The sequence below is a fragment of the Mesorhizobium album genome, assembly GCF_033977205.1.
Lineage (GTDB): Bacteria > Pseudomonadota > Alphaproteobacteria > Rhizobiales > Rhizobiaceae > Mesorhizobium > Mesorhizobium album.
In genome coordinates this window covers 1-20,645 of the sequence record NZ_JAVIIW010000067.1, presented here as the reverse complement: position 1 = coordinate 20,645, position 20,645 = coordinate 1, and the positions used below count along the sequence as shown (strand labels likewise).

Here is a 20,645-nt window from a genome sequence, read left to right as displayed (position 1 = left end):
CCGGTCGAGACAGCGGATCACAACCGCCGCCGACGGCCTAAAGCATGTCTCCCGAAGGTGGGAACCGGTTTCGGGATAAAGACATGCGTAAAATCAAAAATCTAAAGCGCATGGAGCGAATCTGAAGATCGCGACGCGCTTTAGCCGATCAGCCGCTGGCGCAGTTCGGCGGATGGTATTTCGCAACTGTCCTTCCTGCCGAACAGCGCATAGCGGTTTTTCGCGACGCGGTCATAGAGCCAGTCGCGCAGCGGCCGCGGCAGGACAAGCAGCAGCCTTGCGGCGTGCCACGGCCAGCCAAGCGCCGCCATGACGGCGACGAAACTGTCGAGCTTCGTGAAGGCGGCGCCGTCGATGACGGCGAGATTGGTTTCGTAATTGTCGGTCGGCAGGCCGTATTTGCGAAACAACGCCTCGCCGAATGGCGATTGCGCCGTGGCGAAGCGGAAGCGCTGGTCGCGGTCGAGCTTGACGATCAGTTGGGCGAAGCCCGAGCAAAACACGCAGACGCCGTCGAAGACGATCAGCGGCCGGTCAGCGTCGTAGGCTTTGCCTGGGAGAAGAGGACACTTCGGTTCGGGCAGGTCGGTCATGTCGGCCCCGGCTGCTAGTGCCCCTGGGCACCAAACCAGGAGCACACTAAGCCAGCCGGCGGCGGCGTCAAAGTCGCGGCGTTGTCGCACGCCTGCCGTCGATAACGGCGGGACGCTCGTCGCGATGGGTCGTGGCGCGGTTGTCGGCGGCCGGCTTGCAGATCCGGCTATCGTGGCGGCTGTCGAGCATCATGGTCAGTTCGTCCCGATGCCGAGCGAGTTGCCGCGGCGGGCGCAGGCCGGGCCCGGGCCGCGCATGTAATAGCGCTCGGGCCGATAGGTCGGCGCGACAAATTCGCGAATGGCGGCGGCATAGCCGGCGATGTGGTTCCAGAAGTTCATTTTACCTGTCCCTGTCCCGTTTTCGGATGTCCCTTCCGAATTGCGGGCATCGTAGCGTCGAGGCGTGAATAGTCGGTGAACGCGATGTTAATTTCTGGTCCGAAACTCGCTGCTTCGTGGCTGGAATGCGGCTGATTCGCGGTCTTTCCGCGCCTTTTGTCGCCTTTCCGGCTCGTGTGGCTTTTGCATCACATATGTTTCGTCCGGATGTCGCTTGGGCGCGCTTCTGTTTCACCTTCGGGCGGCGCCCGGAAATTTCATTGCTCGCGCGGAAAGGTCAGGAACCCGCCTGGAAGGGGCACGTTGACCCTCAGGCCGGCGCTGGCCGGCTCCGAGATTGGCGGCGCGCACCGCCGTTTGAATTCCAACCCGGCACAAGCAAATGGAAGGCAACAGCCATGGGTTTCTTCTCGAAGGACATCAGGACGCTGGACGACCTCTTCGTCCATACGCTGCGCGACATCTATTATGCCGAGAAACAGGTCGAACGGACGCTGCCGAAGATGATCGGCAAGGCGACCGATCCGCAGCTGAAGGCCGGCTTCGAAAAACACCTCGCGCAGACCAAGGGCCATATCGGCCGGGTCGAGCAGGTGTTTGAGCTGCACGGCATCAGGGCCAAGACCATCAACTGCCCGGCCATCGACGGCATTCTCGAGGAAGTCGGTGAGGTGAGCAGCGATATCGACGACCGGGAGGTTCTCGATGCCGCGCTGATCGCCTCCGCGCAGGCCATCGAACATTACGGGATGACGCGCTACGGCACGCTGATCGCCTGGGCCAAGCAGCTCGGCCGCAGCGACTGCGCCAATGTCCTGGCCAAGAACCTCAAGGACGAGCAGGCGACCGACCGCAAGCTCACCGAAATGGCGGAAGGCAGGATCAACCTGCAGGCCGCCTGACAGGCGCCGCTCCCAGGCGGCCTTGCCGGAACCCAAGCGGGCCCCGTCCGTTGCGATTAGGATCGCATCGCGTTGGAGTTCGCCATGGCACCGCGCCCGGCCTGGAAGGGCTATCTGAAACTGTCGCTGGTCACTTGCGCCATCGAGCTGACCAACGTCGTCACGCACGCTGAAAAGGTTTCTTTCCGTATCCTCAACCGCAAGACCGGCAATACCGTCAAACGCATCTACGTCGACGCCGGGACAGGCAAGCCGTTGGAAGACGGCGACGAGATCAAGGGTTACGAGGTGAGCGACGGTGAGTTCGTCCATATCGAGGAAGACGAGATCGAGGCGGTGCAGATCGAGTCTTCGCACACGCTGAGTCTCGACGGCTTCGTCGAGAAATCCTCGATCGAGCAGATCTATCTCGACACGCCCTACTATGTTTCCCCGGCGGACGAGGTGTCGCAAGAAGCTTTCGCCGTCATCCGCGATGCGATGGCGGCGAAGAAGATGGCCGGCCTCGCCCGCATCGTGCTCTATCAGCGCGAACGCCCGGTGGTGATCGAGCCGCTCGGCAAGGGCATGGTGCTGACGACGCTGCGCTACGACGATACGGTGCGCCAGCCCGAGACGGTCTTCGACGACATCGAGGCAACCAAGACCGATAACGAGATGATCGATCTCGCCCAGCACATCATCGCCCAGAAGAAGACGAAGTTCGACGCTTCGAAGTTCGACGACCGCTATGAGGACGCGCTGCTCGAGCTGATCCGCGCCAAGAAGGCCGGCAAGAAGGCGCCCAAGGCCAAGGCGCCGGCGAAGCCGTCCAATGTCGTCAACCTGTTCGACGCGCTGAAGAAGAGCCTGAACGCGGAGGGCGGCGGCAAAGCCGGTAAATCGTCATCGAAGGCGCCGGCGGCGCGGACGAAGGCCAAGGCCTCCGCGGCCAGTCACAATCGGCACAGAAGTCGCAAATCCGCATAGGAGAGTGGCGTCATGGCGAGCCTCGAGCAATATCATGCCAAGCGCGATTTCAGGAAAACCTCCGAGCCGGCCGGCAAGCCGCGTCGGCACAAGAAGGGCGAGGCCGGCGGCATCTTCGTCGTCCAGAAGCACGCCGCCACGCGGCTCCACTACGATTTTCGGCTGGAACATGACGGCGTGCTGTGGAGCTGGGCGGTGACGCGCGGCCCGAGCCTCGATCCGCACGAGAAGCGGCTGGCCGTGCATGTCGAGGACCACCCGGTCGACTACGCCTCCTTCGAGGGCACCATTCCGAAAGGCGAATATGGCGGCGGCTCGGTCATCGTCTGGGACGACGGCAGATGGATTCCGGAAGGCGATCCGGCCGAAGGCATGAAGAAAGGCCATATCGGCTTCGAGCTCGAAGGCTACAAGCTGCACGGGCGCTGGAATCTGGTCCGGCTGAAGCCGCGTCGCGGCGAAAAACGCGACAACTGGCTGCTGATCAAGGCCGACGATGCGGCCGCCCGCCCTGGCGAGGACATCCTCAAGGACGAACCGCAATCGGTGAGGTCGGGCCTCACTGTCGAGGAGGTTGGCGAAGGCAAGGCAGCCAAGGGCGCGAAGCCGAAGGTCTGGCATTCCGACAGACCGGCGGCCCCCAAGGCAAAGGCCGGGCGCGCCCGGCGCCTCGAATTCATCGAGCCGCAGCTCGCTACGCTGGAAAAGGACGCTCCTTCGGGCGACGAATGGTTGCACGAGGTGAAGTTCGACGGCTACCGCATGCAGGCGCAGATCGCCGGCAGCGACGTCAGGCTGCTGACGCGCGGAGGCCTCGACTGGACCGACAAATTCGACGGGCCGGTCACCGCGGCACTTGCAAAGCTGAAATGCCGGGACGCCATCATCGACGGCGAGGTCGTCGTGCTGGCCGACAGCGGCGTGTCCTCCTTTCCCCAGCTGCAGGCTGCTCTCTCGGCCCGCCGCACCGACCGTCTCACCTTCTATGTCTTCGACCTGATGCGGCTCGACGGCAAGGACCTGCGCCGCGAGCCGCTGGTCGAGCGCAAGCAGGCTCTGGCCGAACTGCTCGGCGAGCAGCCCGAGGATTCGGCGCTGCGCTTCAGCGACCATTTTCACGAGCCCGGCAAGGTGATGCTGCAGCATGTCTGCCGCATGGGCCTCGAAGGCGTAGTCTCGAAACGCGCCGATGCGCCCTACCGCAGCGGGCGCGGCCTCACCTGGATCAAGTCGAAATGCACGCTGCGCCAGGAATTCGTCATCGGCGGCTATCTGCCTTCGGACAAGACCGGCCGCGGCCTGCGCTCGCTGCTGGTGGGTTACAACGAACGCGGCAAGCTGCATTACGCCGGCCGTGTCGGCACCGGCTTTTCCGGCAAGGTTGCCGCAAACCTCAAGAAGCAGCTCGACGGCCTCAAGGTCAAGGAATCGCCCTTCTCGACGGCCGTGCCGAAGGGCAAGGGCCTTACCTGGGTGAAGCCCGAACTCGTCGGCGAAGTGGAGTTCCGCAGCTGGACATCCGACCGTATAATCCGCCACGCCTCGTTCCAGGGATTGCGCGAGGACAAGCCGGCGGAGGAAGTCGTGCAGGAAGAGCCGAAGAAAGCCGCCGCCAAGGCCGAGAGCGGCGCGAAGGCGAGGAGCGGCAAGGCGGCGCCGAAGGCAGCCTCGGCCGGATCCGCCAGGACCTCGGTAAAACTCTCCCATCCCGACAAGCTGCTGTGGCCCGACGAAAAGATCTCAAAGCAGGACCTGCTCGACCATTACGCTCTGGTCTGGCCGCGCATGCAGCAATTCGTCGTCAACCGGCCGCTGGCCCTTGTGCGGGCGCCGGATGGGATCAACGACCAGCGCTTCTTCCAGAAACACGCCTCGCCCGGCATGAGCGACAAGATCGCCAGGATGAAGGATCCGACGGATGGCGAGGAGATCCTGTTCATCAAGGATTTCGACGGGCTTGCGGCGCTTGTCCAGTATGGTGTGGTCGAGGTCCATATCTGGGGCTCAACGATCGAGGAATTGGAAAAGCCGGACCAGATCATCTTCGACCTCGATCCGGACGAAGGTGTCGACGTGAGCCGCGTGCGCGAAGCGGCGCTCGACATCCATAAGCGGCTGGACGATCTGTCGCTGCCGAACCTGGTCAAGACCTCCGGCGGCAAGGGCTATCACGTGCTGGTGCCGCTCGAAGCCTCGGCCGACTGGGACGAGGTCAAGGACTTCGCCCATGATTTCGCCCGCGCCCTGGAGCAGGCCTCGCCGGACCGCTACACCGCGACCCTGTCGAAGAAGGCGCGCACCGGAAAAGTCTTTGTCGACTATTTGCGCAACGGCCGCGGCGCGACCACCGTGGCGCCCTACTCCTCGCGCGCCAAGAAGCGCGCGACGGTGTCGATGCCGGCAACCTGGCCGGAGCTTGAAAAGGGCCTGCCGCCCAACGCTTTCCCGATCGGCGACGAGACGACGCTGAAGCAGCTGAAGAAGGCCGACCCATGGAAGGATTTCTTCAAGCTGGGGAAGGTGTTGAAGCGGGGGTGAATCTTTTGACGTCGGCGGGGCAGTCCCCCTCTGTCCTGCCGGACAGAGGGGGGTGCGTCCCGCCGACCTTTCTAAACGATCGCAGGCGAAACCTACGCCAGAAACACCCTCTCGAACGCCTGCTTGCCCTTTGGCGAAAACACCACGGCGCGGCTGTCCTTCTCGCGCCGTGCCCATTTCTCGGCGATCACCTTGTCGAGGATGGCAGCGCCCAGCGCGCCGGCGAGATGCGAGCGTCGCACGCTCCAGTCCAGGCAGGCGCGGCAGACCGGTCGTCTGGCCTTGGTGTCGATCTCGATGCCGAGCGCTGCGAAATGCGAAGCACCGGAAGGCGCCAGCCTGATCTCGTTGTCCTCGCGCAAAAGCACTTTCCTGCCGACGAGGCGATCGAGCATCGCCACCGCCTGCTCGCCGGCGAGATGGTCGTAGCACACGCGCGCCACCCGCATCGCCGCGTCGCGCGGTCCCGGCCGCACCCGCTTCGGGCCGACGGCTTCGGCAACGCCGATGATCGCCTCGATCATGCCGGCCACCTGGGGGCCGGCGAGGCCGTAGTAGCGGTGCCGGCCCTGGCTCGCCAAAGTCAGCAGCCCGCCATCCATCAGCTTGGCGAGATGCGAGGAAGCGGTGGGCAGCGACACGCCGGCTTCCAGCGCCAGTTCCGATGCGGTCAGCGCCGTGCCGCCCATCAGCGCGGTCAGCATGTTGGCGCGGGCGGGATCACCGACCAGGCTGGCGATGCGGGCGATGTCGGGTCCTTCACGCATAGTTCGATCCTTATCGAAGCATCCCCGTGAGGGAAGCATTATTCTCAGGTCAGCTCAAGCAGCGCGGCCAACGCTCCTGACACGAGAATGCCTAGCACGTCGAGTGAAGCGATGGTTCGACCTCGGTCGAACCATCGTCGCCAGGACGCCAACCGACGAGGAGAGACCGAAAATGACCATCACCTGCTTCATCCGCTACGAGATCGACCCGTTCGGCAAGCCGGCCTTCGAGCAGTATGCGCGCGCCTGGGGCCAGGCCATCCCGCGCTGCGGCGCCGATTTGATCGGCTATTTCGCGCCGCATGAAGGCTCGGCCACCACCGCTTACGCCGCCTACAACATCGAGAACCTCGCGGCTTACGAAGCCTATCGCGCGCGGCTTGCCGCCGACCCGGCCGGCAAGGCAAACTACGACTTCGCGCGGCGTGAGAATTTCATCCTCAAGGAAGATCGCATCTTCCTGAAACTGGTATCGGGGCCGCATGGGCCGAGGAAGGTTTTCGATACCAACGTCACGATCAAGGAAGGGATAGAGGCATGATCGCTGTCATCTTCGAGGTGGAGCCGGCGGAGGGAAAACGCGATGCCTATCTCGGCATCGCCGCGGAGCTTAAGCCCCTGCTCGAGAGCATCGACGGCTTCATCTCGGTCGAGCGCTTCCAGAGCCTGGCCGATCCGAAGCGCGTGCTCTCGCTGTCCTTCTGGCGCGACGAGGAAGCGGTAAAGGCCTGGCGCAACACCGAGGAGCACCGGCAGGCGCAGAAGGCCGGCCGCGGCGGAATCTTTGCCGGCTATCGGCTGCGCATCGCCCATGTCGTGCGCGATTATGGGCTGACCGAAAGGGCCGAGGCGCCACAGGATAGTCGAGCGGTAAACGGATGAAGCTCCCCCCTTCTCCCTCTGTCCAGTAGGAGAAGGTGTCGCCGAAGGCGACGGATAAGGGGTGTCCCAGGGAACGCCAACCTCACACTCCGTCCAGCATCCCTCATCCGTCTCGGCGCTGCGCGCCGATCCACCTTCTCCTGCAAGGGGAGAAGGGAAGACCTACGCGCTCCCGATCAGCACCCCCGCCCCGAACACCAGCGCGCCGCCCAGCACCACCTGGAAGGCGGCGCGCCAGAATGGCGTCTGCATGTAGCGGTTCTGGATGAAGGCGATCGCCCAGAGCTCGAAGAACACCACGATCGCGGCGACGATCGTGGCCGTCCAGAAATAAGGGATGAGGTAGGGCAGCGCGTGGCCGAGCCCGCCCAGCGTCGTCATCACGCCGACGGTCAGCCCGCGCTTCACCGGCGAGCCGCGCCCCGACAGCTTGCCGTCGTCGGAGGCCACCTCGGTGAAGCCCATCGATATGCCGGCGCCTATCGAGGCGGCGAGGCCGACGAGGAAGGTCTGGAACGTCTGATGGGTGGCGAAGGCGGCGGCGAAGATCGGCGCCAGGGTTGAGACCGAACCGTCCATAAGCCCGGCGAGCCCCGGCTGGACATAGGTGAGGATGAACTGGCGCTGCTCCGCCGTTGCCTCTTCGGCCTTGACCTCGCCCGGGACGTGCCTCTGCTCCAGCTCATGCGCGGAGTTCTCATGGCCGAGCTCGGCCGCGGCCAGCTCGTCGAGCAGCTTCCGCGTCGATGCATCGGTGGTGCGCTTGGCCGCCTCGACATAGAAGCGGTAGGCCTGCTGCTCCATCTCCTCGGCCTGGCGGCGCACATGCTCGATGCCGAGCGGCCGCACCAGCCAGTCCGGCTTGCGCTCGTAGTAGCCTCTGACATGCTCGCGGCGGATCAGCGGAATGCGCTCGCCGAAGCGCCTACGGTGAAGCTCGATCAGGGAATCGCGATGGCCGTCTTCCTCCTCGGCCATCGCCTCGAACACCTTGGCCGACTGCGGAAAGTCTTGCGCCAGCGCGTCGGCATAGGCGCGGTAGATGCGCCCGTCGTCCTCTTCCGACGAGATAGCCAGCGCCAGGATCTCCTGTTCAGACAATGAATCGAAGGAGCGGCGCCCAAAGCCGAAAACACGGGAAAGCATGAGGAAATCACCCTAGTTTAGAACAGTTCTAAACTAGGGGTTTGAGCGCCGAGGGTCAATCGCGGAAGCCGTGGGCTAGGCGGAATTCATTGACCCACGGGTTTCCCGCCCCGCCCTTCATTATTGCCGAATGTTCACCTATATGCACCGCACCAGCTAAAAACGAGGAAGCAAGGCATGACGGAAAAGAAGCCTCCGCACGCATTCGACACAAAACCCGTTCTCGATCTCATTGCCAGCATCGAGACCGATCTGCAGCGGCTCAAGGCCATGGTCGAGCAGCAGGTCGAAAAATTCGACCCCGCCAATCCGCACAACAAGACGCCGGACGGCAAGCTGACCGACGAAGGCGTGGAATGCTGCTACCGCATGTTCGACGAGGGCAAGTCGCGCTATTCGGTCGCCCAGCAGATGAAGATCTCGTTTGCCGCCGCCACGCATCGGTTCAACAGCTGGCGCAAGCTCGGCGGCAAGAAGCGGACGCGGACGCTGCTGGGGTCAGCGGGCGTACTTCGTCACGAAGGCGTCGGCGTTGAAGCTGCCAATCTCCCCCCTTGCGGGGGAGATGTCCGGCAGGACAGAGGGGGGTGTGAAGGAACGCCGACCTTTCCCCGCAAACGTGGAGCAACCAACAACTTGCGAGCGTATCCAGCATTGATAGGCTGAGATGCCGGCGGGACAGCGCCCCCCTCTGGCCTGCCGGCCATCTCCCCCGCAAGGGGGGAGATTGGCGCTTCGCCGTCCGTCATCATCACCAACATTGTCTCCATCACATTTTTCCGTTGGCGCGCCGGGATAATTTCTGTGCACCATAGGCGGTCCCGTTCCCCACGAGGCCACGCTCATGACCACCCTTCCCGGCATTTCCGACATCCGCGCCGCCGCCGCGCGGCTTTCCGGCCTGGTCGTCGAAACGCCGCTCATCGAATCGCCGGAGCTCAACAAGCGCTATGGCGGGCGCATCCTGTTCAAGCCCGAGACGCTGCAGCGCACCGGCTCCTTCAAGATCCGCGGCGCCTACAACAAACTGTCGTCGCTGAGCGCGGAGGAGCGCAGCCGCGGCGTGGTCGCCTTCTCGTCAGGCAACCACGCGCAGGGCGTCGCCGCTTCCGCCGCGATGTTCGGCGTCAAGGCGGTCATTGCCATGCCCGCGGACGCGCCGGTGCTGAAAGTCGGCAATGTCCGCAAGATGGGCGCCGACGTGGTGCCGTTCGACCGCTTCAAGGACGACCGCATGGCAATCGTTCGCCCTTACATCGAAAAGGGCATGGCGCTGGTGCCGCCCTTCGACGATCCGGCCATCATCGCCGGCCAGGGCACCATCGGGCTGGAGCTGATGCGCCAATCAAAGGCCTTGGGTATCAGCCTCGACGCTGTCGTCGTTCCTTGCGGCGGCGGCGGTCTGTCGAGCGGAATTTCCGTTGCGGTGAAGGACGCCTCGCCACACACGCAAGTCTGGGCGGTCGAGCCGGAGCATTTCGACGACACGCGCCGCTCGCTCGCCAAGGGCGAACGGGTTGCCAACGAACCCGGCCACACTTCGATCTGCGACGCGATCCTCACCGCCGAGCCTGGCTTGATCACCTTCGAGATCAACCGCAGGAACCTCGCCGGCGCCGTCGCCGTCTCCGACAAGGCCACGGCGCAGGCGATGCGCGACGCCATGGCGTATTTGAAGCTGGTGGTCGAGCCCGGCGGCTGCGTCGCGCTTGCCGCGCTCTCGTCAGGCGAGATCGACCTCGCCGGCAAATGCGTTGCCGTGGTGCTTTCCGGCGGCAATGTCGATTTCGGCACCTATGCGGAGATAATGACGGCCGCGTAAATGTTGCGGCCCGCACGCGGGTATAGCCGCTGTCCCGCCGGCATCAAAAGGTCGGAGCGCTGCCGCTCAGTCCAGTGTCCTCCTGAATCGCGCCAATGCTACGCCGGCAAACAAAACCACGAACACCGATAGCCAGCCGATCTCTGCGGCAACCGCGTTGAAGTTGGCGCCCTTCAGCATGACGGCGCGGGTGATGCGCAAGAAATGCGTCAGCGGGAAGATCTCGCCCAGAATCTGCGCCCAGCCCGGCATGCCGCGATAAGGGAACATGAAGCCGGAGAGCAGCAGCGACGGCAGGAAGAAGAAGAAGGTGAGCTGCATCGCCTGCATCTGCGAGCGGGCCATGGTCGAGATCGTGTAGCCGAGCAGCACCAGCGAAAGCACGAAGACGAGCACCGACGAAAGCAGCAGCGTCAGGCTGCCGACGAAGGGGACGCCGAACAAAAGCTTCGCCGCCGCCAGCACCACCGCCACCTGCACCGCGCCGACGACGAGGAAAGGCAGCACCTTGCCCAGCATGATCTCGGTCGGGCTCGACGGCATGGCGAGCAGGTTCTCCATCGTGCCGCGCTCGGTCTCGCGGGTGAGCGCCATCGCCGTCATCATCACCATCGTCATCTGCAGGATGACGCCGAGCAGGCCGGGCACGATGTTGTATTGCGAGATGCCCTCCGGATTGTAGCGCTGGTGCACAACCACCCGCAGCTGCTGCTTCGCGGTCTCGGCGGCGGTCGCCTGCATGCCCTGGGCGCGCAGCAGCGCCTGGCTCGCCACCGTGCCCAGCGTCGAGATGGCGCCGCTCGCCGCCGCCGGATCGGTCGCGTCGGCCTCGATCAGGATCTGCGGGCTGTCGCCGCGTTCGACGCGCCGGGCAAAGTCGGCCGGAATGGTGACGACGAAGGAGACGGCGCCCTTGGCCATCAGCATTTCGGCCTCGGCCGCGCTCTCGGCCACATGGTCGAAACGGTAGTAGCGGGTCATCTGCAGGGCGGAGACGATGGCGCGCGTGTACTGGTCGTTGCTCATCGCCACCAGTGCCGTCGGCAGGCTCTTCGGATCGTTGTTGATGGCAAAGCCGAACAACACCAGCTGCAATAGCGGCACGCCCAGCATCATGGCGAAGGTGATGCGGTCGCGCCGCATCTGGATGAACTCCTTGATGAGCAGCGCGCCGAGCCTGGCGAAGGAAAAGACCGCTTTCAGGCCATTTTTCATGCCATATTGTCCTTGGAGCCGGCCATGAACTGGATGAACACGTCTTCCAGGCTGGTCTCGCCGGGCGTCACCGTCACCCCTTTGTGCTCCTTCTCGACATCGGCAAGCGCCTTTTCCAGCGCCGCCTTGTCCGAGCCGACGACATGCAGCGTGGCGCCGAAAGGCGCCACCTGGTCGACGCCCGGGCGCCCCTCCAGCGCCTCGGCCACGCGGCCGAGCCGCGGCCCCTGCACGACGAAGGTGGTAAGCCCGGCATTCTCGACCACCTCGTCCACGGTCCCGGTGGCGAGCAACTTGCCGTAGGAAATGTAGCTGATGCGGTGGCAGCGCTCGGCCTCGTCCATGTAATGGGTGGAGATCAGCACGGTCAGTCCACCGCCCGCCAGCCTGTGGATCTCGTCCCAGAACTCGCGCCGGGCCTTCGGGTCGACGCCGGCCGTCGGCTCGTCGAGCAGGAGCAGCTTCGGCTTGTGCATGATGCAGGCGGCTAAAGCCAGCCGCTGCTTCCAGCCGCCGGAAAGTGTCCCGGCCAGCTGGTTGCGGCGCGTGCTCAGGCCAAGCTCCCGCAGCGTCCGCGACACATAGTCCTCGACCGGCTTCAGCTGGTAGAGCCGCGCCACGAATTCGAGATTCTCGCCGATCGTCAGGTCCTCGTAGAACGAGAATTTTTGCGTCATGTAGCCGACTTCGCGCTTGATCCTGAGCGAGTCGGCGCGGATGTCGAACCCCAGCACCGTGCCCTCGCCCTCGTCCGGCGTCAGAAGCCCGCACATGATGCGGATGGTGGTCGTCTTGCCAGAGCCGTTCGGCCCGAGGAAGCCGACGATCTCGCCTTCGCCCACCGTCATCGTCACATGGTCGACGACCGTCTTGCCGCCGAAGCGCTTGACCAGCCCGCGGACGTCGATGACGTTCATTTTTGGAGGCCCGCCAAGTCGACATCGACGATCTGGCCGGGCTGCAGCGCACCGGCATCGCCTTCCGGCCGGGCCTCGACGAGATAGACCAGCTTCTGCCGGTTCTCGAGCGAGTAGATCACCGGCGGAGTGAATTCCGGATCGGGCGACACATAGCTGACGCGCGCCTTGAGATCCGGCCCGCAGCCGTCGCAATGGACGCTGATCAGCGTGCCGATCTTCACCGAGGAGAATGAGGCCTCCGGCACGTAGACGCTGAGCTTGACGGCGCCGTCAGGCAGCATCGAGATCACCGGCGCGGTCGGTCCGGCGGTGTCGCCGGGATTGCGGATCACGTCGTCGATGCGGCCGGCCGAAGGCGCCGCCAGCACGCGCTTGGACAGTCGCCATCGCGCCTGCCCAAGCTCCGATTGCGCCTGCTTGACCTGATTCTCGGCCGCCTTGATCATCTCCTCCCGCCCCGGCAGGCCGCCGACGGCGAGATTGGCTTCCGCCTGGCCGACCTGCGCATTGGCGGTCTCCAGCGTGGCGGAGGCGGTGTCGTAATCGGCCTGCGTGCCGGTGCCGCGCTTGTAGAGGTCGCTGGCGCGGTCGTATTTGTGCTTGGCGTCGGCGGCCTGGGCCTTGGCCATGTCGACTTGCGCCTTGAGCACGGCGATCTCTTCCGGCCGCTTGCCGACCCTGAGGTCGGCAAGCTGCGCCTCGGCCTGCGCCAGCGCGGCCTGCGCCTGCGCCACGGCGATCTTGGCGTCGGCATCTTCCAGCGTCACCACCGGCATGCCTGGCATCACCCGGTCTCCGCGCTTGACGGTCACCGTTGCGACTTGCGCCACCTCGATCGGCGCCATCAGCACATATTCGCCCTCGACATAGCCGACTGCGAGCGGCGCCGCCGGCGCGCAGGCGCCGAACAGCTGGGCCGCGAGCGGCAGCGAACAGAGAAAACTCATGATTTGCCCTTCTTGCCGGCGGCCGCGTCGCGCGCCGCCAGCATTGCCCTGAGATTGTCGCTTGCGGCTGCGACGACCTTGCCCGCTTCCTTGTTGCCGATCCCGCGCCAGCCCATCCTGCGCATCACCGCTTCGCGGCCGATGCGGAAATAGATGACCTGCCCGATAATGGTGAACACGGTGAGCTTGGTGGCCTCGCTTTCGGCCGGCTCGCCGGTCGCCTGCTCCCATATCTGGCAAAGCCTGCGGTGCGTCGGCTCGAAGACGCCGGAATAGATGCGGTCGAGCGCCGCGGTCGGATGGGACAGCTCTCTAAGTACAAATTGTACGATCTCGCCGGCTTCCGGTGTGGCGACGACGAAAGCCACCATCCGCTCCAGCCCGACGAAGAGCTGCGCCCTGGCCGCGTCAGGACCCGACGGGCCCGGCGCCTGCGCCGGGCCGATCGCCTGTCCGGCGATCGTCTGGATGGTCTCGACGATATAGTCGGCGGCGGCGGCCCGCAGCCCCTCCTTGCTGCCGAAATGATAGGCGATGGAGCCGATATTGGCCTTGGCTTCTGCGGCGATCTCGCGCGTCGAGGTGCCGTCGAAGCCTTGCCGCCCGAACAGCTTGAGCGCGGCGCGCACGAGGGCCGCGCGCGTCTGATCCGCCGGGGAGGCTTCGCGCTGCGCCCGTCTGACGTTCGTTTGCCTGCTCATGCACTAGGTTTTTAATCAATCGATTGATTAAAGTCAAATTGTTTTCGGCCCAGCTTGCCATGCTGGTCCCCGCACGCTTTAGTGCGCGGCCATGGGCAAGGAAGTCGAGCGCAAGTTCCTGGTCTTGGGCAACGCCTGGCAACATCTGGTCGAGGCGGAAATCCGCATTCGCCAGTTCTACCTCGCCGCCGCGCCCGGGCGCACGGTGCGCGTGCGCATCAGCGACGGCGCCTCGGCCATGCTGACGCTCAAGTTCGGCGACAAGGCGCGCGAGCGCGACGAGTTCGAGTATCCGATCCCGCTTGCCGAGGCCGAGGAATTGATGGCCTTCGCCATCGGGCGTGTCATCGAGAAGACACGCCACCATGTTAGGGATCGCGGCTATCTCTATGAAGTCGATGTGTTCGGCGGAGCGCTCGCGGGCTTGGTGATCGCGGAGCTGGAGACGCCGGAGGACGTACCTGAAGAAATGCTGCCCGACTGGCTTGGTCGCGAGGTCACCGGCGAGTCGAGGTTCTACAACGCGTCGCTCGCCTTTGGGGGGATTCCGGAGATCGCCGCATGAGCTTTCGCATCGATCCACGCCTACCGCTTACCGGCGAGGTCAGGCGCATATTGGCCGACGAGATCGGCAAGGTGCTCGGCCATCTCGAGACGGCGCGTGACAAGCCGGAGCAAGGCGTGCATAAGTGCCGCAAGCGGCTGAAGGCCGCCCGCGCCTTGCTGCGCTTGGTTCGTTCCGGTGACGAACCGTTCTGCCAGGCTGAAAACGAATGCTACAAGCAGGTGTCGGCGCTGCTTGCCGGCCCGCGCCAGGCAACCGCTCTCATCGAAACCATCGACCGCCTGGCTTCCGCCTTTCCGCAACAGACCGCCGGCGGTGGTCTCGACCCTGTCCGCGAGCGGCTGGTGTTGCGCCAGCATGAGCTTCATGCCGGCCCTGGCCTCGACGCCGCCATAAACGCCGCCGTCGCCGCCTGTCAGGAGGGTATGCTGCGCATCGAAAAGCTGTCGCTGCCCGATCAGCCCGAGCAAGCGGCCGATATCCTGGCCGAAGGCGCCCGCGCCATCTTGCGGCGGGCGAAGAAGGCGTTGGACAAAGCCGGCTCGCGCGGCGAGGCCGACGATTTTCACGACCTGCGTAAGGCGGCCAAGACGCACTCGATGCATCTGTCGCTGCTCGGCCGCCTGTGGCCGACGCCGATCAAGGCCCGCCGCAAGGCGGTCGACAAACTTGGCGAGCTGCTTGGCGAACTGCATGACGTGTTCGTCATGCGCGCTGCTTGCTGCCGACGGCGAGCCGCTCGGTCCGCCCGAAGACACGAAGCTTCTGGGCAAGCTTCTGAAACGCTCGGAAAAGAGCCTTACCAAGGCCTGCCTTTCCGAGGCCGCCGAATTGTTCGGCGACAGCCCCAAGCGTTCAGCCAGGAAGCTCGCGCGGAAGGCACGCGACGATCTCGCGACTACGCATGAGGAAGCGAGCGCCGCCTGATCATGGTCTAAGTGGCCGGCCTGTGCTAATCGGCGTCTGGGATGACTGCGCCGGCCGAAACCCTTCTGGACCGACTTGGCCGCTGGCTCGCCGGCCGGCTGCAGGATGAATCCTCGGGCTATGAGCCCTATACGCCGTCCGATGCCGAAACGCTGCGCCGCACGCTGCAGCCCGGCGATGTCCTGCTCGTCGAGGGCAACCAGAAGATCTCGGCGGCGATCAAGTATCTCACCCAGTCAACCTGGTCGCATGCGGCCTTCTATGTCGGCGATGCCTTGCCGCAGCCCGAGGACGGTTCGGAGCGGCCGCGTCTGATTGAGGTGACCCTCGGCGAGGGCTGCGTTGCCGTGCCGCTTTCGCGCTACCGAACCTACAACACCCGCATCTGCCGGGCGAGCGGGCTGACGCCGGAGGATCGCGACAAGGTCGTTGCCTTCATGATCGGCAAGCTCGGCCTGAGATACGATCTCAAGAACATTTTCGACATGCTGCGCTTCTTCCTGCCGACGCCGCCGGTGCCGGTGCGCTGGCGCCGCCGCATGCTGGCGTTCGGCTCCGGCGATCCGACGCGGGCGATCTGCTCGACGCTGATCGCCGAAGCCTATGGCCAGGTCCGCTATCCGATCCTGCCTGAGATCACCCGCGCGCCGGGCCGCGCCTCGGCGCAGTCGAGCTATATGCGGCGGGAGATCCTGCACATCCGCCATCACTCGCTCTACACGCCGCGCGATTTCGACCTGTCGCCCTATTTCCGCATCGTCAAGCCGACGCTGGAGTACGGCTTCGACTACCGGGCGGTCGCGTGGGGGGACACGGCGACCGATTCGGAGGAAAAGGCCGCCGAGTAGCCCTGCCCGAGGCGAGGTCCGGTCGGCAGGTCATGCCGGCAGCGGCCGCTGTGCGCGCGCCGGCGGCACGCGGATGCGGCATATGACCGATCGCCCCTCGAGAGGCGGCTTCAGCGGCCCCTCGAAATCCCACGGGATCGGCATCTAGACCAGCACTCTTGCCGAGGCCGCGCTCGAGCGCCACGAGGTCGACTGGCGTCGCGCGGAGATATCATCAATCTCCTCCCAAAAATGCGCTCAGTCGGCTCAGCACCAGATTCGGAGCTTCAAGCTGAGGTAGGTGGCCGATGCCAGGCAGTGTTTCGAACGACGCCTGCGGGATCAGTCCATGAAGCGCTTTGCCTCGTGTCAGCGGAATCCATGGGTCGTCCTCGCCCCAGATTATCTTTACCGGACAGCGTATGTCCCCGAATATCGGTTCGACTTCGGCGGTATATCTTTCGTCGGCTTGCGCGAATTGGCGATAGAAGCTCGCGCGCCCGTCCTCGGAAAGCCACGGCTCGACAAGCATCTCGAAATCTCTGGAATCGATGTCGTTTACGATGGCTCCCTTGATGTAAGCCTCTACGACCGCTCTGTGGATATGCGGCGGCAGACCCAGAAAGGCATCCACATGGCGACCGACATGATCGAAGAACTCCGATCCCCAAGGGCGCATCGCGACAACGTTCATCAGCAGATACCGATCGAAGTCGCAGCCATGCAGCAAATGCGCCCGTAGCGTCGTCGCTCCACCCATATCGTGGGCAATGACGATTGGACGTTCGATATTCCAATACGCAAGCATGTCGGCGAATATCTTTCCTTGCACATCGAGTGACGTGCGCTGCCCCGCGTCTTTTTCAGATTGCCCGTATCCGGGCATGTCATACCAATGGACGCGATACCGCCCTGCAAGGTCCGGGATAATCCGATGCCATGAGAACGAAGACCACGGCCAACCATGAGCCAGCACGAGCGCAGGCCCGTTACCCAGTCGACCCGCTGCCACTGTGCCCGCGGATGTTTGCACGGTTTCATCGAGTTTCCACGACATCCAATACTCTCCCCCGGGGTGTCCGGACTGCGGGTGCCAAGCGCTGGATTTTCAACCGCTAGGCCGGCAGCGGCCGCTTCGCAGCCTCGGTGCGCGCGCCGGCATCACGCGGATGCGGTCCGATCGGCATGATCGCCGGAAACGGCGTCGCGCCGAAGGCAAAGGTCCATTTATAGCCGATGAGCTGATCTTCCGGCGTGGTGTGCTGATCGTGATGGGCAAGCAGCCTTGCGCGCTCGGCAAGGTCCTCCGCCTCGCGCCGCACCATCTCGGCCGTTTCCGGCCGCATCCGCCGGGAGAAGCTGACGAAGGTCGCTTGGCGTTCCATATGGCCGATCGCCCAGCCGATGAAGTTCTTGTTGGTCGTCTCGAAATGCGGCTTCAGCGGCCCCTCGAAATCCCACTGGATGGGTGTATCGACCAGCAGCCTGGCCGAAAGGCCGCGCCCGAGCGCCACCAGGCCAAGTTGTTCCAGATCGCGCAGATAGAGGAACATCGAGGCTTCGCTCAGACCCTGCGAGCGCATGATGCCTTCGGGCGTGAATCTTTCCGACAGCATGATGAAGACGAAGAGCAGCGCCGGCCGCGCCGCCAGCCTGCGCTCGATCTCGGGCGCGACACGGTTGGCCGGCCCCGGCCCACGGTTCATCGAGCCCAGCACGTTCTCCAGCTCCACCTCGGCCGCGGCGCAGATATCCATCAGCCGATCGAGCTTGCAGTTCCGCTCATGGAAGATGCGCTTCACCGTCGGCTCGGAAACGCCCATGCGCTCGGCAAGCGTCCGGTAGGTCAGGCCCTTGGCCTTCAATGTCCGTTTCAGCGCCTCGAAGATCGGACCGTTCATGGAATGCACCTCGTTTGCTTGAATTCGTATCGATCTTCGATACTACGTGCGAACAGTCTTCCAGAAAAGTATCGAAAAACCTAGCTCTCCGCCGTCACCACAGGAGAGCACCATGAAGACCCTCATCGCTTCGACTTTTCTCGCCTTCGCCGGCATTGCAATGGCGTCTGCCGTTCAGGCCGGCGAACTCTGGCGCGTCGGCGGCTTCGAACAGCCGGAATCGGCGCTTTTCGACGCCGCCAACATGCGCATCGTCGTTTCCAACATCGTCGGCAATCCAGGCGATGCCGACGGCAACGGCTATTTGTCGCTGCTGTCGATGGACGGCAAGGTCATCACCCGCCACTGGGTGGACGGCATGGACGCGCCCAAGGGTATGGCGATCTCGGGCGGCAGGCTTTACGCCGCCGACATCACCAGGGTCCGCGTCGTCGACATCGGCAGCGGCAAGCTGGTCTCGACCATCGATGTGCCGGGCGCCGTCTTCCTCAACGACATGACCACGGACGGTACGGGCAAGGTCTATGTCAGCGACATGCTCGCCGACACGATCTATCGCCTCGATGGCGACAAGCCGGAGCTGTTCGTGAAGGATGCGCTGCTGGCTTCGCCCAACGGCGTCTTCGCCGAAGGCGACCGGCTGATCGTCGCGTCCTGGGGCAAGGGCATCAAGCCCGATTTCAGCACGGCGGAGCCGGGCGGCCTGCTCGCGGTCGATCTCGTCAGCAGGAAAATCACGCCGCTGCCCGGCGCTCAAGAATTCGCCGACCTCGACGGCGTCGTCGCCATCGGCGACGATATCTACGCCACCGCCTATATGACCGGCACGCTCTATCGCTACCACGCCGGCGGCAAGCCGGAAGTGATCGCCACCTTCAAGCCGGGCAGCGCCGACATCGGCACGAACGGCCAAAAGATCTTCGTGCCGCTGATGGGAGAAGGCGCGGTCGCGGCGCTGTCACTGGATTGAGCATACGGAAAGCGATTGGAATGCATGGAGGCCAGTCGCGCGGCCGCACCGTCGCCGGCCTCCAGTCAATCGCTGTCCGCCACCACCTTGCGCCGCTGCAGCAGGCGCGCCGCGAGCCAGCACAGCATGGCCCAGGCGAAGCCGGCGCACCAACCGGCAAGCACGTCCGACGGCCAGTGCACGCCGAGATAGACGCGGCTTACTCCGACCAGCACCGCGGTGAGCACAGCGAGGCCGAGCACGAAGACCTTGCTCGTGTGGTCCGGCAGGAAGCGCGCCGCCAGCGAGCCCAGCGTGAGATAGGTCACCGCCGACAGCATGGCATGGCCGCTTGGAAAGGAGAACGAGCTTTCGTTGACGAGATGCGAGACGAGCTCGGGGCGGGGTCGGTCGATCTCGTGCTTGAGCAGGCTGGAAAGCACCTGTCCGCCCGCCACGGCGACGAACATCAGAAGCGCCGTCGCCGGCCGGCGGATCAGCAGCAGGTAGACGATCGTCGCGGTGGTGATCAGCACCAGCACGCTGGTGCTGCCGAGCGCTGTGATGTCGCGCACCGCCCCTTGCAGCCAGGGCGGGCCGATCGGGCTGTCCGGCTGTCCCGCATGGCGGAAGGCGAGCAGGATCTCGGTGTCGAAGGCATGCGGCGTGGTCGCGCGCGCCAGCTCCATCAATTCCACCAATCCCCAGAGCCCGCCGGCGATCACCAGCCCGGCCAGGAGCACAGGGAATTCCATTTTGTTGAGCAGCGCGGCTGCGGGGAATTTCATCTCGCCGGTGTTCCTCCAGTGCGCAGCGGTTTTCATACGGAACGGCGTAAGATTGAACCGCTCTAAAGCCGCTGCATATAGGGCCCGAGCGTGATCAAGGCGACGGCGGCGATCGCCAGCACAACGCCGGTCGCCTGCAAGACATTGAGCCGTTCGCCGAAAAAGACCAACGCCACGACATTGACCGACACCAGCTGGATTACCGCCGACAGGCTGAACGATACCGACATGCCGAATTCGCGGATCAGGCGGAGCATGATCAGATTGCCGGCGGAATAGAGCGCCAGCGTCAAAAGGATCTTGGCAAGGCTCGGCGCCAGCCCCCATTGCTTGGCCGCGGTTGCCGCAAGCAGGAAGATCACCGTCGACACGCTGAGCTGCGCCAGTCCCCAGAAACTCACGTTTGCCCTCCCGAAGCGGCCTGCGTCTCGCCTGCCGTAGCCCTTGTTTCCCAAGCGCGCGAAGCCGTCAAGCTGGGCGCGTCGGGCAAGGCGCGCTCCCACGGGATCGAAGCCGGATGTCGCAAAAATGCATCCCAGCGCCATGGGTTTGCACCTGTGCGGCGAGGCCGCCGGTGGATAGCGCCGCCGGATTTCGTGCCTCGGATTGACACCCGATAATTGTCAGCCGGCAATCAGCTTCGTTTGGTCACGTCGATGTCACGAAAATGTGATCGGGCGTTAGCGATCGGCAGGTCACCGACGGCCTCTGGACGGTCGACACGGAGGGTGCTGCGCGCGCCACGTCGAAGCTGTTCCGCCATAGGATTGTTTGAGAAGGATCGGGTAGTTTGGCGGCCGGGACTGCGGCCCATCACAGCCAGCAGTCCCGGCGATTGGCCGCTGGCCTGAGCCACGCCCGCAAACAATCCGAAGCCTTTTAAGGATACCACCAGCATGGCCTTCCTGCATCAACAACCGCAGCTGTGCCTCGGCTTCGACGTC

General features: G+C 64.4%; 23 protein-coding genes and 2 pseudogenes. 11 read left to right on the top strand and 14 right to left on the bottom strand.

Features of this window, described 5'->3' with window-relative positions; translation table 11 throughout:
• Positions 1–140: 140 nt before the first annotated feature.
• From RFN28_RS32320 to RFN28_RS32310, 3 genes are all read right to left on the bottom strand, one after another.
• Complete coding sequence (locus RFN28_RS32320) at positions 141–593, bottom strand: thiol-disulfide oxidoreductase DCC family protein (RefSeq protein ID WP_320291215.1); 453 nt, start codon at positions 591–593, stop codon at positions 141–143.
• A gap of 67 nt (positions 594–660) precedes the next feature.
• A complete protein-coding gene (locus RFN28_RS32315; RefSeq protein ID WP_320291214.1) occupies positions 661–786 on the bottom strand; it encodes a hypothetical protein in 126 nt (41 codons plus the stop codon).
• A gap of 2 nt (positions 787–788) precedes the next feature.
• Positions 789–935 carry a hypothetical protein gene (locus tag RFN28_RS32310; protein WP_127424987.1) on the bottom strand — a complete coding sequence of 49 codons (147 nt, stop codon included), beginning with the start codon at positions 933–935 and terminating at the stop codon, positions 789–791.
• A 398-nt stretch (positions 936–1,333) separates the two neighbouring features.
• Between RFN28_RS32310 and RFN28_RS32305 the strand changes: the two genes are divergently transcribed.
• From RFN28_RS32305 to ligD, 3 genes are all read left to right on the top strand, one after another.
• Positions 1,334–1,837 carry a YciE/YciF ferroxidase family protein gene (locus tag RFN28_RS32305; RefSeq protein WP_320291213.1) on the top strand — a complete coding sequence of 168 codons (504 nt, stop codon included), beginning with the start codon at positions 1,334–1,336 and terminating at the stop codon, positions 1,835–1,837.
• Positions 1,838–1,921: 84 nt separating this feature from the next.
• Positions 1,922–2,806 (top strand): non-homologous end joining protein Ku, encoded by an 885-nt coding sequence (gene ku, locus RFN28_RS32300; RefSeq protein WP_320291212.1) that lies wholly within the window; start codon positions 1,922–1,924, stop codon positions 2,804–2,806.
• Positions 2,807–2,818: 12 nt separating this feature from the next.
• Positions 2,819–5,344, top strand: coding sequence for a DNA ligase D (gene ligD, locus RFN28_RS32295; RefSeq protein WP_320291211.1), 2,526 nt, complete (start codon positions 2,819–2,821; stop codon positions 5,342–5,344).
• Between the two features lie 92 nt (positions 5,345–5,436).
• Here ligD and RFN28_RS32290 read toward each other — a convergent pair whose 3' ends face one another.
• Positions 5,437–6,111 carry an ArsR/SmtB family transcription factor gene (locus RFN28_RS32290; RefSeq protein WP_320291210.1) on the bottom strand — a complete coding sequence of 225 codons (675 nt, stop codon included), beginning with the start codon at positions 6,109–6,111 and terminating at the stop codon, positions 5,437–5,439.
• A gap of 172 nt (positions 6,112–6,283) precedes the next feature.
• Between RFN28_RS32290 and RFN28_RS32285 the strand changes: the two genes are divergently transcribed.
• Together RFN28_RS32285 and RFN28_RS32280 are read left to right on the top strand one after the other, a co-directional pair.
• Positions 6,284–6,652, top strand: a complete 369-nt coding sequence (locus RFN28_RS32285) for an NIPSNAP family protein (RefSeq protein WP_320291209.1) — start codon at positions 6,284–6,286, stop codon at positions 6,650–6,652.
• Complete coding sequence (locus tag RFN28_RS32280) at positions 6,649–6,993, top strand: antibiotic biosynthesis monooxygenase family protein (protein WP_320291208.1); 345 nt, start codon at positions 6,649–6,651, stop codon at positions 6,991–6,993. The genes RFN28_RS32285 and RFN28_RS32280 overlap by 4 nt, the downstream gene beginning before the upstream one ends.
• A 162-nt stretch (positions 6,994–7,155) precedes the next feature.
• Here RFN28_RS32280 and mbfA read toward each other — a convergent pair whose 3' ends face one another.
• Complete coding sequence (gene mbfA, locus RFN28_RS32275; protein WP_320291207.1) at positions 7,156–8,139, bottom strand: iron exporter MbfA; 984 nt, start codon at positions 8,137–8,139, stop codon at positions 7,156–7,158.
• Positions 8,140–8,316: 177 nt separating this feature from the next.
• Between mbfA and RFN28_RS32270 the strand changes: the two are divergent.
• Together RFN28_RS32270 and RFN28_RS32265 are read left to right on the top strand one after the other, a co-directional pair.
• Positions 8,317–8,637 (top strand): annotated as a pseudogene (locus tag RFN28_RS32270) (hypothetical protein); the annotation flags it as partial.
• A 346-nt stretch (positions 8,638–8,983) separates the two neighbouring features.
• The gene (locus RFN28_RS32265) at positions 8,984–9,961 is read left to right on the top strand and encodes a threonine/serine dehydratase family protein (protein ID WP_320291206.1); all 978 of its coding nucleotides are present in this window, start codon (positions 8,984–8,986) and stop codon (positions 9,959–9,961) included.
• Positions 9,962–10,027: 66 nt separating this feature from the next.
• Here the strand turns inward: RFN28_RS32265 and RFN28_RS32260 are convergent, their stop codons facing one another.
• The 4 genes from RFN28_RS32260 to RFN28_RS32245 are packed head-to-tail and all read right to left on the bottom strand — an operon-like array spanning position 10,028 to position 13,744.
• Positions 10,028–11,176: an ABC transporter permease gene (locus RFN28_RS32260; protein WP_320291205.1), complete on the bottom strand. Its 1,149-nt coding sequence runs from the start codon at positions 11,174–11,176 to the stop codon at positions 10,028–10,030.
• Positions 11,173–12,093 carry an ABC transporter ATP-binding protein gene (locus tag RFN28_RS32255; protein ID WP_320291204.1) on the bottom strand — a complete coding sequence of 307 codons (921 nt, stop codon included), beginning with the start codon at positions 12,091–12,093 and terminating at the stop codon, positions 11,173–11,175. Before RFN28_RS32255 ends, RFN28_RS32260 begins: the two co-directional genes overlap by 4 nt.
• Positions 12,090–13,043, bottom strand: coding sequence for an HlyD family secretion protein (locus RFN28_RS32250; RefSeq protein ID WP_320291203.1), 954 nt, complete (start codon positions 13,041–13,043; stop codon positions 12,090–12,092). Before RFN28_RS32250 ends, RFN28_RS32255 begins: the two co-directional genes overlap by 4 nt.
• Positions 13,040–13,744 carry a CerR family C-terminal domain-containing protein gene (locus tag RFN28_RS32245; RefSeq protein WP_320291202.1) on the bottom strand — a complete coding sequence of 235 codons (705 nt, stop codon included), beginning with the start codon at positions 13,742–13,744 and terminating at the stop codon, positions 13,040–13,042. Before RFN28_RS32245 ends, RFN28_RS32250 begins: the two co-directional genes overlap by 4 nt.
• Positions 13,745–13,835: 91 nt before the next feature.
• On the opposite strand from RFN28_RS32245, the gene RFN28_RS32240 reads away from it, so the two are divergent.
• The 3 genes and pseudogenes from RFN28_RS32240 to RFN28_RS32230 all read left to right on the top strand — a co-directional run bounded on the left by RFN28_RS32240 (position 13,836) and on the right by RFN28_RS32230 (position 16,084).
• Positions 13,836–14,309 (top strand): CYTH domain-containing protein, encoded by a 474-nt coding sequence (locus tag RFN28_RS32240; protein WP_320291201.1) that lies wholly within the window; start codon positions 13,836–13,838, stop codon positions 14,307–14,309.
• A pseudogene (locus tag RFN28_RS32235) lies at positions 14,306–15,236 on the top strand (CHAD domain-containing protein). The gene RFN28_RS32240 and the pseudogene RFN28_RS32235 overlap by 4 nt, the downstream one beginning before the upstream one ends.
• Before the next feature lie 41 nt (positions 15,237–15,277).
• Complete coding sequence (locus RFN28_RS32230; protein ID WP_320291200.1) at positions 15,278–16,084, top strand: C40 family peptidase; 807 nt, start codon at positions 15,278–15,280, stop codon at positions 16,082–16,084.
• 214 nt (positions 16,085–16,298) lie between these two features.
• Here the strand turns inward: RFN28_RS32230 and RFN28_RS32225 are convergent, their stop codons facing one another.
• Both RFN28_RS32225 and RFN28_RS32220 read right to left on the bottom strand, forming a co-directional pair.
• A complete protein-coding gene (locus RFN28_RS32225) occupies positions 16,299–17,120 on the bottom strand; it encodes an alpha/beta fold hydrolase (RefSeq protein WP_292111481.1) in 822 nt (273 codons plus the stop codon).
• Between the two features lie 58 nt (positions 17,121–17,178).
• Complete coding sequence (locus RFN28_RS32220) at positions 17,179–17,964, bottom strand: helix-turn-helix domain-containing protein (protein ID WP_320291199.1); 786 nt, start codon at positions 17,962–17,964, stop codon at positions 17,179–17,181.
• A gap of 112 nt (positions 17,965–18,076) precedes the next feature.
• Here RFN28_RS32220 and RFN28_RS32215 point away from each other — a divergent pair, with 112 nt between their 5' ends.
• Positions 18,077–18,934 carry an SMP-30/gluconolactonase/LRE family protein gene (locus tag RFN28_RS32215; RefSeq protein WP_320291198.1) on the top strand — a complete coding sequence of 286 codons (858 nt, stop codon included), beginning with the start codon at positions 18,077–18,079 and terminating at the stop codon, positions 18,932–18,934.
• A 65-nt stretch (positions 18,935–18,999) separates the two neighbouring features.
• Here the strand turns inward: RFN28_RS32215 and RFN28_RS32210 are convergent, their stop codons facing one another.
• From RFN28_RS32210 to RFN28_RS32200, 3 genes are all read right to left on the bottom strand, one after another.
• Positions 19,000–19,701, bottom strand: a complete 702-nt coding sequence (locus tag RFN28_RS32210; RefSeq protein ID WP_320291197.1) for a phosphatase PAP2 family protein — start codon at positions 19,699–19,701, stop codon at positions 19,000–19,002.
• Between the two features lie 62 nt (positions 19,702–19,763).
• On the bottom strand, positions 19,764–20,102 hold the full coding sequence (locus tag RFN28_RS32205; protein WP_320291196.1) for a hypothetical protein: 339 nt from the start codon (positions 20,100–20,102) through the stop codon (positions 19,764–19,766).
• A gap of 233 nt (positions 20,103–20,335) precedes the next feature.
• Entirely contained in the window at positions 20,336–20,599 is a 264-nt protein-coding gene (locus RFN28_RS32200) for a hypothetical protein (protein ID WP_320291195.1), read from the bottom strand.
• Positions 20,600–20,645: the final 46 nt, after the last annotated feature.